The sequence below is a fragment of the Sorangium sp. So ce590 genome (genome assembly GCF_051521365.1).
GTDB lineage: Bacteria > Myxococcota_A > Polyangia > Polyangiales > Polyangiaceae > Sorangium.
In genome coordinates this window covers 8,242,900-8,258,463 of sequence record NZ_CP150346.1, presented here as the reverse complement: position 1 = coordinate 8,258,463, position 15,564 = coordinate 8,242,900, and the positions used below count along the sequence as shown (strand labels likewise).

At 74.5% G+C, this 15,564-nt stretch carries 10 protein-coding genes; 7 read left to right on the top strand and 3 right to left on the bottom strand.

Annotation, left to right across the window (positions count from 1 at the left end; genetic code table 11):
• The first annotated feature begins 157 nt into the window (after positions 1–157).
• Positions 158–2,752 carry a protein kinase domain-containing protein gene (locus WMF28_RS31115; RefSeq protein WP_437597008.1) on the top strand — a complete coding sequence of 865 codons (2,595 nt, stop codon included), beginning with the start codon at positions 158–160 and terminating at the stop codon, positions 2,750–2,752.
• A 14-nt stretch (positions 2,753–2,766) separates the two neighbouring features.
• Here the strand turns inward: WMF28_RS31115 and WMF28_RS31110 are convergent, their stop codons facing one another.
• The 3 genes from WMF28_RS31110 to WMF28_RS31100 all read right to left on the bottom strand — a co-directional run bounded on the left by WMF28_RS31110 (position 2,767) and on the right by WMF28_RS31100 (position 6,462).
• Complete coding sequence (locus WMF28_RS31110; RefSeq protein WP_437597007.1) at positions 2,767–3,288, bottom strand: hypothetical protein; 522 nt, start codon at positions 3,286–3,288, stop codon at positions 2,767–2,769.
• A 9-nt stretch (positions 3,289–3,297) separates the two neighbouring features.
• The gene (locus WMF28_RS31105) at positions 3,298–5,244 is read right to left on the bottom strand and encodes an AarF/UbiB family protein (protein WP_437597006.1); all 1,947 of its coding nucleotides are present in this window, start codon (positions 5,242–5,244) and stop codon (positions 3,298–3,300) included.
• Between the two features lie 75 nt (positions 5,245–5,319).
• Entirely contained in the window at positions 5,320–6,462 is a 1,143-nt protein-coding gene (locus WMF28_RS31100) for a serine hydrolase domain-containing protein (protein ID WP_437597004.1), read from the bottom strand.
• Positions 6,463–6,614: 152 nt separating this feature from the next.
• Between WMF28_RS31100 and WMF28_RS31095 the strand changes: the two genes are divergently transcribed.
• The 6 genes from WMF28_RS31095 (at position 6,615) to WMF28_RS31070 (ending at position 15,555) form a co-directional block, all read left to right on the top strand.
• The gene (locus tag WMF28_RS31095; RefSeq protein ID WP_437597003.1) at positions 6,615–7,490 is read left to right on the top strand and encodes a protein-L-isoaspartate O-methyltransferase family protein; all 876 of its coding nucleotides are present in this window, start codon (positions 6,615–6,617) and stop codon (positions 7,488–7,490) included.
• Between the two features lie 499 nt (positions 7,491–7,989).
• Complete coding sequence (locus WMF28_RS31090; protein ID WP_437597001.1) at positions 7,990–9,207, top strand: type II secretion system F family protein; 1,218 nt, start codon at positions 7,990–7,992, stop codon at positions 9,205–9,207.
• Positions 9,207–10,652, top strand: coding sequence for a sensor histidine kinase (locus tag WMF28_RS31085; RefSeq protein WP_437596999.1), 1,446 nt, complete (start codon positions 9,207–9,209; stop codon positions 10,650–10,652). The genes WMF28_RS31090 and WMF28_RS31085 overlap by 1 nt, the downstream gene beginning before the upstream one ends.
• A gap of 228 nt (positions 10,653–10,880) precedes the next feature.
• Positions 10,881–11,486, top strand: a complete 606-nt coding sequence (locus tag WMF28_RS31080; protein ID WP_437596998.1) for an MlaC/ttg2D family ABC transporter substrate-binding protein — start codon at positions 10,881–10,883, stop codon at positions 11,484–11,486.
• Between the two features lie 86 nt (positions 11,487–11,572).
• Positions 11,573–14,155 carry a tetratricopeptide repeat protein gene (locus tag WMF28_RS31075; protein ID WP_437596996.1) on the top strand — a complete coding sequence of 861 codons (2,583 nt, stop codon included), beginning with the start codon at positions 11,573–11,575 and terminating at the stop codon, positions 14,153–14,155.
• A 107-nt stretch (positions 14,156–14,262) separates the two neighbouring features.
• On the top strand, positions 14,263–15,555 hold the full coding sequence (locus WMF28_RS31070; RefSeq protein WP_437596995.1) for an aspartate kinase: 1,293 nt from the start codon (positions 14,263–14,265) through the stop codon (positions 15,553–15,555).
• Positions 15,556–15,564 lie beyond the last annotated feature (9 nt).

Genomic DNA, 15,564 nt, shown 5'->3' with positions numbered 1-15,564 from the left:
GGGGCACGTACATATAACGGACCCACGCCGGAAGCGGAAGCGGGAAGAAGGTGCAAGGAGGTGTGTCGGGGTGAGCGGAGCGCGGCGAATTTCATGTTTTCTGTCCAGCGGCTCGCTCGCGCTGACTTCTACCCTTCGGCGTGGGTAGACTGAGCGCGTGAGCGACAGGCGACTTACGGCCTCCGAGCCGACGTCCCGCGCGGAGCCGCGCAGCGAGAGCCAGGGCTCCGGCTTCGTCGCCGCGCCCCAGCGCATCGCCGGGCGCTACGAGATCCTCGGCCTGCTCGGCACCGGCGGCATGGGCAGCGTCTACCGCGTCCGCGACGTGGAGCTCGACGAGGTGGTCGCCCTCAAGATGCTGCGGCGCGATCTCGCCAGCACGGCCGGGATGATCGAGCGCTTCCGGCAGGAGGTGAAGCTCGCGCGGCGCGTGACGCACCGGAACGTCGCGCGGACGTTCGACTTCGGCGACCACGAGGGCGAGAAGTTCCTCACGATGGAGTGCGTCGAGGGCGAGTCGCTGCACAGCGTCCTCGCGCGGACCGGCCCGATGCCGACGCAGCAGGCCATCGGCATCGGCTGCTCCCTCTGCGACGGGCTCGGCGCCGCGCACGCGGCGGGCATCGTGCACCGCGACCTCAAGCCCGAGAACGTGCTCCTCGACAGGAGCGGGCGGGTCGTCATCACCGACTTCGGCATCGCCCGCACCTCGTCCGGGCCGAGCGCCGGCGAGTCGGCGGGCTTCGTGCTCGGCTCCCCCGCGTACATGTCGCCGGAGCAGCTGACGGGTGAGCCCGACATCGACGCGCGCACCGACATCTACGCGCTCGGCATGATCCTCTTCGAGTGCCTGACCCACCGGCGCGCGTGGCCGGGCGCCGGCGCGATCGCCGCCGCCATGTCCCGGCTGCGGTCCCCGCCGCCCGACCCGCGCTCCGTCCGTCCGGACGTCCCCCTCGTCGTCGTGGACGTCGTCCTGAGGTGCATGGCGATCCGGCGCGAGGACCGCTACGCCGGCGCGGCCGAGGCCCACCGCGCGCTGCTGCTCGCGCGCTCGCGGGTGTCGATCGCCCCGCAGCCGGCGCAGTCGCTCGTCTCGGCCATCGCCGCGTCGACGGCCACGGCCGCGCCGACCGCGCCGCAGCCCGTCGAGCAGAGCCCGACCCGGGTCGCCGCGTCGGCCGAGGCGATCACCGCGCCGCAGCCGCGGCTCATGTCGCCCACGCTCTCGGCGCCTGTGCTCACGCCCGCGCCCGCGCCGGCGCCCTCGTCCGCGTCCTCGCCGGCGCTGAAGACCGTCGCCGTGCTCCCGTTCCGCAACGGCGGCGCCCCGGACGACGACTACCTCGCCGACGGCTTCACCGAGGACCTCACCGACACCCTCTCGATGACCGCGGGCCTCAAGGTGCGGCCGCACGCCGCGGTGTCCCGGGTGCGGCTCGACAACCGCGACCCGCGGGACATCGGCCGCGAGCTCGGCGTGCAGGTCGTGGTCGAGGGGTCGATCCGCCGCACCGGCGGCGCCAGCCACGGGCACGACGGGCCGCGCTCGCAGCCTCAGGCGCCGTACTCGCGGCCGGGGTCGCGCCTCGCGCCCGCCGGCGTGCGCGTGACCGCGCGCGTCATCAGCGTCGAGGACGGGTTCCAGCTCTGGGCGAAGCGGTTCGACAGCTCGCCCGAGGCGCTGCTCGCGGTGAGCGACGACGCGGCGAGCGCCATCTCCGGGGCGCTCACCGTCGACGCCGCCAGCCGCGACCGTGAGGCGCCGAGCGACCCGCGCGCGATCGACCTGTACCTGCGCGCGCGCCACCAGCTGCGGCACCTCTGGTACGGCGACGCCGCGCCGGCCGTGGCGCTCTTCGAGGAGGCGCTGTCCTTCTCGCCGAACGACCCGAACATCCTGTCCGGCTACGCCGTCGCCTCGGCGCGGCTGATGGCCGCGCGGGGCGACGGCAGGGCGCAGCTCGCGAAGGCGCAGCAGGCCGCCGAGCGCGCGATCGCGCAGGCCCCCTCGCTCGGCGAGCCGTGGGTGGCGCTCGCGACGGTCCGCTTCAGCGCGAGCGACCCCGTCGGCGCCGTGCCGGCGCTGCGCAAGGCGCTCCAGTGCGCGCCGAGCCTGGCCAAGGCGCACGAGCTGCTCGGCCGTATCCTCCTCGAGGCGGGGCTCGTCAACGAGGCGGTCTTCCGGCTCGACACCGCGCTGTCGCTCGACCCGGGCGAGCTGTTCCCGCGCTGGGAGCTCGCGCGCGGCCGCGCGCTGCTGGGGGACTGGGCCGCGGCCGGCGCGCTGCTCGACATGCCGACCGAGGACCCGTCGAGCCGCTTTCACAAGGCGATCATGCGCGCTCGGTTCGGGCTGTGGCACGGCGCTCCGTTCTCCGTCGACGAGCTGCCGCACGGGATGGATAACGTCCCCGTCCAGTACGCGCGCCTCTACCGCGACGTGCTCGCGACGTCGCGGCTGTCGGACGAGCAGCGGGCGTTCTTGCGCTCGACGGCGGACGGCTCCGAGCCGGGCAGCCGCCTGCGCCCGCTCTTCCTCCAGATGTACGCCGAGATCCTCGCCTTCCTCGGCGAGGACGACGCGCTCTTCCGCACGCTCGCGAGCGCGGTGGAGGCGGGGCTCTTCGACGCCCTCTGGATGCAGCGCTGCGCGGTGCTCGACCGCGCGCGGGCAGACGCGCGCTTCGCCCCGCTCCGCGCGCGGGTCGAGGAGCGCGCCGCGGCGGTCATCGCCGCGTTCAAGGCCTGAGCGCCGCGCGGCGCTCAGCTCCTGCGCGCGTTCTTGGCGTTCCTGGAGATGGCGGGCATCAGCACGTCGCCCTCCACGTGCCCGGAGACATCGAGGACGGTGCGCCCCTCCGCGTCGCGCCCGGGTCGCTCCCGCGTGTAGCGCTCCGCCGGGGCGGCGAGCACCACCCCGACGTCGCGCGCCGCGCCCGTGAGCTCGGCCGCCAGCGCCTCCTCGATGAGCCGGACCCGCTCGCCGCTCGTCGTGCCGGCGGGGATGGCGACGGCGACCGAGCCCAGGACGAACCCCTCGCGCGCGAGCAGCCCGTGCGGCGAGCCGGTCGTCTCCGCGAGCTTCAGCGCCACGCGCGCCGTCTCCAGGCGGTCCCGCGCGGCGGCGAGCGCCGCCGCGCCGCGGCGCAGGATCTCGTGCGCGCCGTGCGCCCGATCGCCGCGGTGCTCCTCGGCGAGCTCCGCGTTCGCCTCCCTGATCCGCGTGACCTCGGCCTCGGCGGCCGCGACCTCGGCCTCGTACTGCGACAGATCGATCGAGCTCATGGCGTGTCGTCAACCTCGGTTCGTGAACAGGATGCTCCCAGCGAGCAGCGCCCCGGCCGCCGCGGCGCCGTAGAGGCAATAGCGCGCGAGCGCCGCGTGGCCAGCCAGGTAGAGCTGTAGCCCCGCGAAGCCGGCCGCGATAGCGAGCGCCGCGTAGATGAGCTGGCGCACCCCCGTATAGACCAGCGACGCGGCCTGGGCGAGGCCGCGGACCTTCACCTCGGCCTCGCCGCGGTTGGCGCGCGTGAGGTACTTGCGCAGGTCGTCCGGGATCGTCAGCGCCTTGATCCCCATGTCCTTCGCCGCCTCGAGGGCGATCTGGGCCCAGTCGCGGCTGCCGAGGACGAAGTCCTGCAGGTACGGGCGCACGACATCCATGGGGTTGAGGTCGGGATCGAGCTGCGTGCAGACCCCGGTGAGCAGGAGGAGCGTGCGCTCGAGCAGCACGAAGTCGCGCGGCACGTGGAACGCGCCGGAGAGCTCCTTCAGGCCGATGTTCATGCGCCTGAGGTCGATCAGGCTCTCGATGCCCTTCTGCGGATCGAGCTTGATGTCCTTCAGGTTGAACGACTCGAGCTTCACCTCGTCCTGGAAGCGCTGGTGGAAGAACTCGACGACCTTCTCGCTGATGTCGACGGCGTCCCGCCGCGAGAAGAAGCGCATCTTGCGCAGCGCCTTGATGATCCCCTCCGTGTCGCGGCGGATCACGGCCTCGAGGAACTCGGGGATGCCCTCGCGCATCTCCTGGGAGAGCTCGGCGACCGCGCCGAAGTCGAGCAGGATGAGCTCTCCGCGCGGCCCGACCAGCATGTTCCCCGGGTGCGGATCCGCGTGGTAGACGCCGTCGATGAAGATCTGCTGGCAGAAGACCTGCACGATGTGGCGGGCGAGCGCCTTGCGGTCGACGCCGTGCGCGTCGAGCGCCGCGACGTCGCCCACCTTGATGCCCTCGACGAACGTCGTCGTCATCACGCGCCGCGTGCAGTAGGGCTCGATCGGCCTGGGGAACCGGACCTGCGGCTGCTTCGCGAAGTTGTCGGCGATGCGCACGATGTTCCTGGCCTCGCCCACGAAGTCGAGCTCCTCCAGGATCATCGAGCGGATCTGGTGGTAGTAGGCGTCGAGCCCCTGCACGGGGACGAACTTCGCGACGATCGCCATGATGCGGCGGATGGTGAGCAGATCGAGGCGGACGATCTCGTCGATGTCGCGGTGCTGCACCTTCACGGCGACGCGCGTGCCGTCCATGAGCCACGCCTCGTGCACCTGGCCGAGCGAGGCGCTCGCGAGCGGCTCCTTGTGGAAGCGGGCGAAGACCTCGTCGATGGGGCGCCCGAGCTCCTCGGCGATGCGCTGCTCGATCTCCTCGTAGGGCCGCGGCGGCACCTGGTCCTGCAGCCCCTCGAGCCCCGCGCGCAGCGTCGCGGGGAGGAAGTTCGCCATGATGCTGAGCATCTGGCCGACCTTGATGAAGAGGCCCTGGAGCTCGACGATCGTGCGCTCGATGCGCCGGGCGTTGCTCGCGTGGACCTCGTCCACGCGGCTCTGCGCCCAGGCGTCGCCGAAGAGGCGGCGCAGGAAGAAGAACCAGAGGTAGCTCGCGATGACGGTGAACGTCGTCAGGTAGGCGCGGATGAAGCGGCCGCTCTGCGCGGCGTTCTGCCGGAGCGAGCGGGGCTGCGCCGCGGGGCGCTGCGCCGGATGGAGCGCCGCGGGCGGCGGGGCAGCGCCCGCGCCGTCGGACGGACTCGGCGCGCCGCCGGACGGACTCGGCGCGCTGACCGCGCCGCCGGACGGCCACGTATCGTCCGCGGCGTCGGGCGGCCTCGGCGCGCTGTCGGGCTCGAGCTCCACCGCGCCGGGGCGCAGCTCGCCGGGCGCGCGCGCGGGCTCGGCGGGCGAGCGGAGCGACCCGGAGGACGGGCCCAGCGGTTCGGAGGCGGCGCCGTGTGACACCGCGGCAGCCTAGCATCGCCCGGCGTCAGCCCGCGAAAACGCGGGCTCGATGCGGCGCGCCGTCGCCTCCTCGCGTCATCGCGCGCGCGCCATGGCCTCCGCGATCGCGTCGTAGACGGCGGGTCGCGCGCGGCGGATCGCGTCGGATGCGCGCGTCGGGTGGACGCGGTTCGTGAGCAGCACGCCGACGAGCTCGGCGTCCGGGTCGATCCAGAGGCTCGTCCCGGTGAAGCCGAGGTGGCCGAAGGTCCGCGGGCCGAAGCGGGCGCCGGCGCTCGGCCTCTCGCCGCTCTTGCCGTCGAACCCGGCGCGCAGCGACCCGCCCGGCCGCGGCTCGATCAGCCGCCGGACCTCCTCGCGCGAGAGCCACTCCGGCCGCTCGCCCGCGAGCGCCTCGAGCAGCGCGACCCCGAGCCGCGCCACGGACATCGCGTCGCCGAAGAGGCCCGCGTGCCCGGCCATCCCGTCGCGCGCGATCGTCCAGGCGTTGTCGTCGTGCACCGCGCCGCGGATCATTCCCCCGCGGAACCCGACGTCCTCGGTGGGGACGACGCGCTCGTCGAACCGCGGATCGCGGCGCCGGAGCCGGCGCGGCGGCGCGACCGCGAGCCCGAGGGGGCCTGTCACCTCGCGCGCGACGACCTCGTCGAGCTCGGCCTCGCCGCGCCGCGCGACCGCGGCGCCGAGGAGCAGGTAGCCGAGGTCGCTGTACACAGGCGGGAACCCGCCGTCGGGAGGATCGCCCGCGCACGCCTCGCGGCGCCCGTCCGCGCAGGCGAGCAGCGCCTCGAGCGGATCGATCGGCGCGCTGTCGCCGGGCGGGTGGAGCGGGCGGTGCGCCTCGAGCCCGGCCCGGTGCGCGGCGAGGAGCTCGAGCGGCACGCGCGCCGATCGCGTGCCCGCGAGCTCGGGGAGCGCCTGCCCGAGCGGCTCGTCGAGCCTCAGCTTGCCGGCGCGAACGAGCCGGGCGAACGCGAGCGCGGTGAACGGCTTCGTCACCGACGCGAGATCGAAGATGGCGTCGCCCGTCGCCGCGGGCGGCGTCGCGCCGCGCGCGCCGGCCGGCGGGCTGTCCTCGAACCACAGCCGTCCTGCGGCGCCGGATCCGTACCGGACGTCGTTTCGCGTGCGCACCGCGGCGGCGACGCAGGCGCAGGGCGCGGCGCGGTGCTCTTCGATCGCGATCGCTGCGATCGGCGTGAGATCGACGAGGGCCATGGCCGAGGATGAAGAGGCTCGTGCACCCTTGTCAAACGAGCTCTGGCGGTGGGCCGGATGGGCCCGGAGAAACGCCGAGTAATCCCCGAAAGATCCCCGAAAGGTTCCCGAAAGATCGAGCGGTGCGGTCGGTCCTGCTTCAGGATCTCGCCGTGGCTTCTCCCCCGAGCATCGACTCCCGCGCCGCCGTTGCGGCGCTCGCTGCGCTCGCGGCGAGGTACGACGATCGCCGCCCCGATCGCTGGGCACAGGTCCCCGAGCCGCTCGACGCCGCCATCGAGCGCGACGTCGAGCTCGCCGAGGCCGGGCGCGTGGCGCGTGCGCCGCTCGTGACCGAGCTCGCGCGCCGCTTCGAGTTCCCGGCGCGCTACCTCGACGCGATCCTGCTCGTGCCGCGCGAGCGCTTCGTCCTGCCGGAGGACGTCGCGGCCTCTGCGGACGACACGCCGTTGCCGCTCGACCGTGCCGGGCACGCGACCGTGAGCGCGCCGCACGCGTACCTGCTCACGTACAGCCTGCTCGGCCTCGTGCCCGGCGATCGCGTGCTCGAGCTGGGCACGGGCACCGGCTACGGGGCGGCGCTCGCGCGGCGCATCCTGGGCCCGACCGGACACGTCACCTCGATCGAGATCGACCCTGCCCTGCACGCGCGCGCGGCGCGGCTCCTCGGCGCGCGGCCGGATCGCCGGGGCGACGACGAGGCGCTCGCGAGCAGCGGCGCCGGCCCTTCCGACGAGGGCGCGAGCGTCACGCTGCTGTGCGGCGACGGGCGCTCGCTCGCCGAGCGGGTGCTCGCGTGCGGCCCGACGCCGCCCTCGGAGCGCTCGTGGAAGGTCGCGGTGACCTACGCGCTGACCGAGCCGCCCGCCGCGCTCGAGGAGCGGCTGGCCGACGGCGGCGTCCTTGTCGCGCCGGTCGGCGCGTGGGAGGGCCACCAGGAGCTCATGCGGGTCGAGCGCCGGCAGGGCGCGCTCCTCCGCGAGGTGCACGGCGCGGTCCGCTACGTGGCGGAGCGGGGGCAGCCCTAGCTCCGCTTCGGCCGGCGCCGGGGGTCCGTGGCGGTGGAGACGGAGGCGGGGGAGGGCTGTGTTGTCCGGATGGGCCCATCCCGATGTCCAGATGGCCCACCTCGATGTCCAGATGGCCCACTTCGATGTCCAGATGGCCCATCTCGATGTCCAGACGACGCGCTTCGGCGTCCTGGTGGCACACCTTTCAGGCGCGAACTGCGACGATGTGTGCCATCCGTTCACGTCGGGGCGCACCGAGCGCCATGCCGGCGCGTGCCGCTGGGCACGACGCTCCTTCCGGTTCCGCGTTCGCGTTCGCGTCCGCGTCCGCGTCCGCGCCCGCCCGAGCCCCCCCAGCGCCCACGTCGGACCACCCCCTCACCGGCTGGCTCAGAGAACGACCCACCGTCTTTGACCCCCGGCCTCGCCGAACTTTATCCTGGCGTCCCCGGAGGCGGGGCCGCCCCGGCGCGCCGGCTCGGCCCGCCGTGGACCCAGGGAGAAGACCGGAAGCACTATGGCGGAGTTCGTTTGGGAGGCGCGCGGCCGCTCCGGAGAGATCCGGAAGGGCACGATGGAGGCCGAGAACGAGGCGGCGGTGCAGAACCGGCTCCGCGCTCAGCAGCTGAGCCCGACCCGGGTCAAGAAGAAGGGGGCGCAGCTCAGCTTCAACCTGAGCTTCGGCTCGGGGGTCGAGGCCAAGGACCTCGTCAAGTTCATCCGCCAGTTCGCGACGATGATCGACGCGGGCCTCCCGCTGGTCCAGTGCCTCGAGATCCTGTCGAACCAGGAGCCGAACAAGGTTTTCCAGGCGGCGCTGCGGGACATCAAGAACACGGTCGAGCAGGGCGCCACGTTCAGCGACGCGCTCCGGCGCCACCCCAAGATCTTCGACGACCTGTTCGTCAACCTCGTCCAGGCCGGCGAGGTGGGCGGCATCCTCGACAGCATCCTGAACCGGCTCGCGATCTACATCGAGAAGCGCGTCAAGCTCGCGCGCCAGGTGCGCGGCGCGCTCGCGTATCCGATCGCCGTCATCGTGATCATGATCGTCGTCATGATCGTGCTGATGTCGTTCGTCATCCCGTCCTTCGAGACGATGTTCGCCGAGTTCGGGGCGAAGGACGCGCTCCCGCAGCTCACGAAGATCGTCATCGCGACCTCGAAGGCGTTCGTCACCTACCTCCCGCTCATCGTCGTGCTGACCGTGGCCGGGGCCGTCGGCGCCACCTACTTCTACCGCTCGCCGGCCGGCAAGCGGATGGTGCACCGCCTCCTGCTCCGGCTCCCGATCCTCGGCCCGGTCATGCAGAAGATCGCCGTGGCGCGGTTCGCGCGCACGCTTGGCACGCTGCTCGGCTCCGGCGTGCCGATCCTCGACGCGCTCGACATCGTCGCGAAGACGGCCGGCAACGTCGTCGTCGAGGAGGGCCTCATGTACTCGCGCCAGAAGATCTCGGAGGGGAAGAACATGGCCGAGCCGCTCGGCGAGATGCAGGTCTTCCCCGGCATGGTCGTGCAGATGGTCGCGGTCGGCGAGCAGACCGGCGCGCTCGACACGATGCTGAACAAGATCGCCGACTTCTACGAGGAGGAGGTCGACGTCGCCGTCTCCGCGCTGACGTCGCTGATCGAGCCGCTCCTCATGGTCGTCGTCGGCGGCATGGTCGGCGTCGTGCTCATCTCGATGTACCTGCCGATCTTCGATCTCGCCGGCAAGATCAAGGCGGAGTGATGTCGCCCTCGGCCTCGCCGGCGAGCCCGGGCGGCGAGGCCGTCGCGCGGCGAGACCGGGGCGGGGCCGGGCCGTCGATCGACGCCCGCGGCTCGCCGGTCGCGACGCCGCTCCCGTCCGGCGCTCCCGGCGGCGCCGAGGCGCCGCTCGCGAGCCGGCTCACCTGGCTCATCGCGCTGCGCCTCGCGGTGCTCACGGTCTTCCTCGTCGTGACCGCGGCGGTGTACCTCCGCGGGTTCACCTCCGGGGGCTTCTCCAGCATCGTCGCGCTCGTGACGGTCGCCGCGGCGTACGGCGTCTCGGGGATCTACGCGGTGTTCCTGCGCATGCAGCGCGCCCTCCGCGCGATCGCCCGGGCGCAGCTCGTGACCGACCAGATCACCTGGACCGCGCTCGTGTACATCACCGGCGGGGCCACGAGCGGCGCCACGTCGCTCTACGGCCTCACCTGCCTGACCGGGGCGATCCTCCTCGGGCTCCCCGGCGCGATCGTCGCCGCCGCGTCGGGGGCGGCCGCGTACCTCCTCCTGTGCGCCGCGCTCGGGCTGCACCTGCTCGGCGTGCCGCCGGACCAGCCCTCCGGCGCGTACGTGACGCAGTGGGGCGAGCTCCGGTACCCCATGTTCGTCAACCTGCTCGCGATCGTGGTGGTCACGCTGCTCGCGAGCTACCTGGCGGAGCGGCTGCGCGCGACCGGCGGCCGGCTCGTGCAGGCCACGGCGCGCGCGGAGCAGGCCGAGCGGCTCGCGGCGCTGGGCCGCCTCGCCGCGGGGCTGGCCCACGAGATCCGCAACCCGCTCGGCTCGATCGCGGGCTCGATCGAGCTCCTGCGCACGGGCGGGACGCTCTCCGACGAGGACCGGAAGCTCTGCGAGATCATCGAGCGCGAGACGGCGCGCCTGAACGACCTCGTGGGCGACATGCTCGATCTGTCGCGCCCGCGGGTGCCGGCGCTCGAGGGCGTGGACCTCTCGTCGACGGCCCGCGACGTCGTCGTGCTCGCCGCGCGCTCGGGCCGCGGCGGCGACGTCGAGGTCCGCTTCGAGGGGCCGCCGTCCGCCCCGGTGATCGCCGACGCCGCCCAGATGCGCCAGGTCGTCTGGAACCTCGCGCGGAACGCGATCCAGGCGAGCTCGGCGGGGGCGGTCGTGACCGTGCGCCTCTGGCGCGACGCGAGCGCCTGGCTCCTGGAGATCCGCGATCAGGGGCGAGGCATCCCTGCTGCCGCCCGCGACCGCCTCTTCGATGCGTTCTTCACGACCCGCACGCACGGCATGGGCATCGGCCTGGCCGTGGTGAAGCGGATCCTCGACGATCACGGCTTCGCCATCGAGGTCGACAGCCGCGAGGGCGAGGGCACCGCGTTCCGGGTCCGGGTCCCGGACCGGCCGCCCGCGGCCGGGGAGCCGGAGGTCGCCGCGGAGCCCGCTCCCGCGGATGAATAGCCCGCGGAGACCGTCGTCTGCCCCTGGAGCGCGGCCCAGCGCCGGCGGATTGCCGTGTCGTTTCGCTGTGTTCATGGAGAGCAGGGACAGGACGTCACCGGGCCGCCGTGGCCCCCGTCCGACGTGGCAGGCCGCTTGCCTCGCGCATAGAGTGCGCGGACAGAGGGCGAGCGGTACAAGCGACGCGAGGCTCGCTGGCAGCCCGCAGGCACAGAAGGAGAACCCTACGTGACACGCACGATGACCCATCTCTTCGCGGCGACGTTCTCGCTGCTCGCGCTCACGCTCGGCCCGGTGGGCCTCGCGAACGCCGGGCCGGCGACGGACGTCGTCAAGGCCAAGCAGACGGTCCTGTTCGACCTCCTGAAGAAGGGAGGGGGCGAGAGCCAGAAGCAGGTCGGCTCGGTCTTCGACGAGATGCTCGACTACTCGGCGCTGGCGGAGAGCTCGCTCGGCAGCGAGTGGGCGGCCCGGACCGACGCCGAGAAGAAGCAGTTCAGCGATCTGCTCAAGCAGCTCGTCCGCAGGGCCTACGAGCGCAACCTGAAGAAGACGCTCGACTTCAACATCGAGTACACGGGCGAGACCGAGAGCGGCGGCGTCATGACGGTCAAGACGAGGGCCGTCTCCAGGAAGAACGCGCGCGAGGAGCCGGTCGAGATCGCCTTCAAGCTCGCCCAGAAGGGCGGCACCTGGCTCGTGCGGGACATCGTCACCGAGGGCGTCAGCCTGGTGGGGAGCTACCGCGCCCAGTTCACGAAGATCATCAAGAAGGACGGGTTCCCCGTGCTCATCCAGAAAATGAAGGACAAGCTCGCCAAGGGCGACCTCTGAGCGCCCGTTCCGTCACGTTGCGCTTCGTCCGGCGTGATCGCCGCTAACTCGCCTGGATCGCCGCAGGGTTGATACCCTTGGCGGGTATGGCTGCTGGACAGAGGCGCGGCCGGCCGGCGCGCGCGCTGGGCCTGTCGCCGTCGCTCCGCGCGCTCGCGCCCGGCGGCGGTGCGGCCCCGCGCCCGCCCGACGACCGACCCGTCCTCCGGCTCGCCGTCAGCAAGGGGGCGCTCGCGATCGAGCTCGGGGAGCCGTTCGCGCTCGGTCCGCTCCGCGTCACCGAGCTCGTCGTGCGGCTCGCCGGGATCCGGTTTCCGGTCGACCTCTCCGGCGGGGTCGCGCGCTTCCGGCACCGGCGCGGCCAGCTCGTCCGGCTCGCCGTCGAGGCGCAGGGGACCGAGCTCGCCGGCTGGGCCGCGCCGCGGCTCCGCGGCCTCCTCGGCGACGGCGCGCCGCAGCTGATCATCGCGCCCATCGAGGAGGGCGCGCTCGTCGCGCTGCGATCGGGCGAGGCGGCGCTCGCGTTCGACGTCGCCGTCGCGCCCGGCGAGCGCGCGCTCAGGCTCCTGCCGGAGCGCGCGCGCGGCGTCGGCCTCGCGGCCCCGCCGCACGCGCTCGCGCTCCAGGCGCTCTCGATGATGGCGGGCGCGCACGGCCGCATCGTCGAGGGCGCGATCGTGCTGGACGCCGCGGTCGAGCGGATCGTCCGCCTGCTCCTGCCCGCCGCCGGCGCGAGGGCGCCCGCCGTGGCCGGGGTGCAGTGGATGGCGGTCGTCGCGGAGGCGGGCCGCTTCCGCGCCGAGGGCGCGCTCGATGCGGCGCCTCCGGCGCTGGGCGACCGCGCGCTCCGGGCGCTCGAGGCGGCCGAGCTCGCGGGCGCCGCCGACGAGCTCGCGCTCGCGGGCGGCCTCGACGACGCGCGCCGCGCCTACCTGGCCGCGCTGGAGCGCGCCCCGCGGCACCCCGAGATCTCCTCGCGCCTCGCCTGGATCGACCTCGTGATCGGCGAGCGCGCCGAGGGGGCGCTCTCGACCGTCGTCGACGCCATGCCCGCCGTGGACGCCGGCCTCCTCGGCGGCGCGCTCCTCGAGGCGGTCGGCGATCGCGACGGCGCCTTCTCGGCGCTCGCGCGCGCCGCGCACGCGGAGCCGTACGGCCCGCTCGCCGCGCTCGCCTGGCTGCGCGCGGCGAGGCTCGCGGACGCCCTCGACGTGCGCCTCGACGCGCTGAACCTCGGCGTCGCGCGCGCGCCCGGGATCGAGGCGCTGCGCTGGGCGCGGCTCGCGGCGCGGCTCGACGTCGCCGACGTGCGCGGCGCGCTCGCCGACGCCGAGCACCTCGAGGCCTCGGCGCGCGGGGCCGAGGCGCGCCACGCCGTCTCCCGCGGGGCCGCGGAGGCGTTCCTCGCGCGGGGCCACGTGGCCGACGCGCGGGTGCTCTTCGAGCGGGCGCTCCGTTACGCCCCGGAGAGCCCCGACGTCGTCGCGGGCCTCGGGCGCTCGCTGCGGGCGGCCGGGGAGGGGAGGCGCGCGCTCGACCTCCTCGCCCGGGCGCGCGCGCTCGCCGCGCGCAGCGGGGCGCCCGCCGGCGCGCTCGACCTGGAGCTCGGCCGCGGCCTCGCCGAGATCGCCGGGGATCTCCCCGCGGCGGTCGCGCGCGTGCGGGCCATCCCGCCCGGCGTGCCGGAGGCGCTGGAGGCGCGGCTGCTCGAGGGCCGCTGGTGCGCCGAGCTCGGCGATCTCGGGGGCGCGTCGGTCGCGCTCGGGCGGCTGCGCGACGCGGTGGAGCTCGCGTTGCAGGGCCGCGCCGCCGGCGACATCGGATCCGCCCGCGCCGCGGGCTCGCTGCTCGGCGGCGGCCCCACCGCCGTCGCGGCCATGCTCGCCGAGGCCGCCGAGATCGAGGAGCGCTCCCGGGGGGACCTCCTCGCCGCGCAGCGCCACCTCGGCCTCGCGCTGCGCCTCCGCCCGCGCGACCCGGCCATCACCGCCGCCTTCCGCCGCGTCTCGCGCGAGCTCGCGCCCCCGATCGCGCCCCCGCCCGCGGCGTCGTCGAGCCCGGCTGAGCGGCCCCGCGCGACCGAGCAGCAGATCGAGGTCCACGTCCCTGTGCCGCGCCGGCGCACGGCCCCGCCCGAGCCCGTGGTGATCACCCCGGCGCCCCCTCGCTCGCCGCCGATCGTGCCTGCCCCTGTCGCCCGGGCGCCGGCCGTCGCCGCGCCGATCGCGCCGGCCGTCGCCGCGCCGATCGCGCCGGGCGACTCCGGGCTCCTCGACGAGATGCCCACGCTCGACGGCAGCGACACGTCGACCGACATGGCGCCCGTCCCGAACAGCGTCACGCTCGCGGAGGGGCAGGTGCCGCTGGCCCGCGCGTTCGGCGTCGACGACGAGCTCCTGGCCGAGCGGCTCGCGGATCGGGTCCGCGCCGATCCCACCGACCAGGGAGTGGCGATGGCGCTCGCCGACGTGCTGGAGCGGCTCGGCCGCGATCTCGATCTCCTCGCCTTGCTCTCCGCGCGCCTGGAGGAGGGGGACGAGGCCGCCCGCCTGGAGGTCGCGCCGCGGCGGCGCGACGTGCTCGCGCGGCTCGCCAGGAGGGCGCGGGCCGAGGGGCGCGACTCCGAGGCGGAGCTCTACGAGATGCTGCTCCACAGCGAGCTCACCTGACGGCGCCGGCGCGGAGCTCGCCCGGCGCCGCCGCGCGCTTGGCCCGCGCTCCGCGCCCGTGATAGCCGGATCTCCTGCGCAGCGCGCGCTGCGCCTGGAGGTGCAGCATGGCCGAGCCGGAGCAGCCGCCGAACCGCGTCCAGCAGGAGGGCTCGCCGTGCGCGTCGGGCGCCTCGCCCGCGAAGCCGGGCGGTTCGATCCTCGTGCAGAAGTACGGCGGCTCGTCCGTCGCCGACGTCGACAGGATCGGCAAGGTCGCCGAGCGCGTCGTCGCCGCGAAGCGCGCCGGCAACGACGTCGTGGTCGTGGTCAGCGCGATGGGCAAGACGACCGACGGCCTGCTCGCCCTCGCCCGGCAGGCGGCGAGCGCGGGCGCGGCCGCGGATCCTCCCCGGCGCGAGCTCGACATGCTGCTCTCGACGGGCGAGCGCGTCTCGATGGCGCTGCTCTCGATCGCGATCCAGGCCCGGGGCTTCGAGGCGATCTCGTTCACGGGCTCCCAGTCCGGCATCCTGACGAACGATCGCCATTTCGACGCCCGCATCATCGAGGTCCGCCCGTTCCGGATCGAGGACGAGCTCGCGCGCGGCCGCATCGTGATCGTCGCCGGCTACCAGGGGATGAGCTACCGCCGCGAGATCACGACGCTCGGCCGCGGCGGCTCCGACACAACGGCGGTGGCGCTCGCGGCGGCGCTGGGCGCCGAGCGCTGCGAGATCTACAGCGACGTCGACGGCGTGTACTCGGCCGACCCCCGGGTCGTCCCGGACGCGCGTCACTTGCCCGAGCTCGACTGCGCGGTCCTCCAGGAGATGGCGGAGTGCGGGGCGAAGGTCGTCTGCGCCCAGGCGGTCGAGTGGGCGCGGCGCTCCGGCGTCGCCCTCCATGCGCGCTCGACCTTCGACGCCGGCTCCGGCGCGCGGGAGACGGTGGTGCGCCGCTTCGCGCCGGGCTCGGCGTCCTCGACGCTCTCCGCGCGCGCGATCGTCGCCGAGGGCAACGTCGTCCTCGCGCGGGCTCACGCCGGGCACCGGCTCGACGAGCTCCTCCGCGCGGCCGGTGAGCTCGGGCTGGGCTTCCGTGATCTCTCCTTCGGCCACGGCGGCGGGGCGTTCGTGCTCCCGCTCCTCAACGTGCCCGACTGGCAGGGCGCGAGGCGAAAGCTCGCCGCGCTGCTGCCGTCGATCGAGCTCGTCGAGGGCCTCTCGGCCGTCAGCGTCGTCGGCGACGGCCTCACCGCGACCGCGGAGCCGCTGGCCCGCTTCGTCGAGGTCCTCGGCCGCGCCGGCATCGCCTCCCGGCTCACGGTGGCCGGCCCCCTGCGCCTCGGCGCCCTCGTCGACGCCGCGGACGCCGCGCCCGCGCAGCGCCTCCTCCACGCGTCGTTCGTCGAGACCTGAGCGCCGCGC

What these genes read in the sequence shown, in the direction of transcription:
- WMF28_RS31100 (WP_437597004.1), bottom strand. Translation starts at nt 6,462, where the DNA reads ATGGCCCTCGTCGATCTCACGCCGATCGCAGCGATCGCGATCGAAGAG.
- WMF28_RS31085 (WP_437596999.1), top strand. Translation starts at nt 9,207, where the DNA reads ATGTCGCCCTCGGCCTCGCCGGCGAGCCCGGGCGGCGAGGCCGTCGCG.
- WMF28_RS31090 (WP_437597001.1), top strand. Translation starts at nt 7,990, where the DNA reads ATGGCGGAGTTCGTTTGGGAGGCGCGCGGCCGCTCCGGAGAGATCCGG.
- WMF28_RS31110 (WP_437597007.1), bottom strand. Translation starts at nt 3,288, where the DNA reads ATGAGCTCGATCGATCTGTCGCAGTACGAGGCCGAGGTCGCGGCCGCC.
- WMF28_RS31075 (WP_437596996.1), top strand. Translation starts at nt 11,573, where the DNA reads ATGGCTGCTGGACAGAGGCGCGGCCGGCCGGCGCGCGCGCTGGGCCTG.
- WMF28_RS31070 (WP_437596995.1), top strand. Translation starts at nt 14,263, where the DNA reads ATGGCCGAGCCGGAGCAGCCGCCGAACCGCGTCCAGCAGGAGGGCTCG.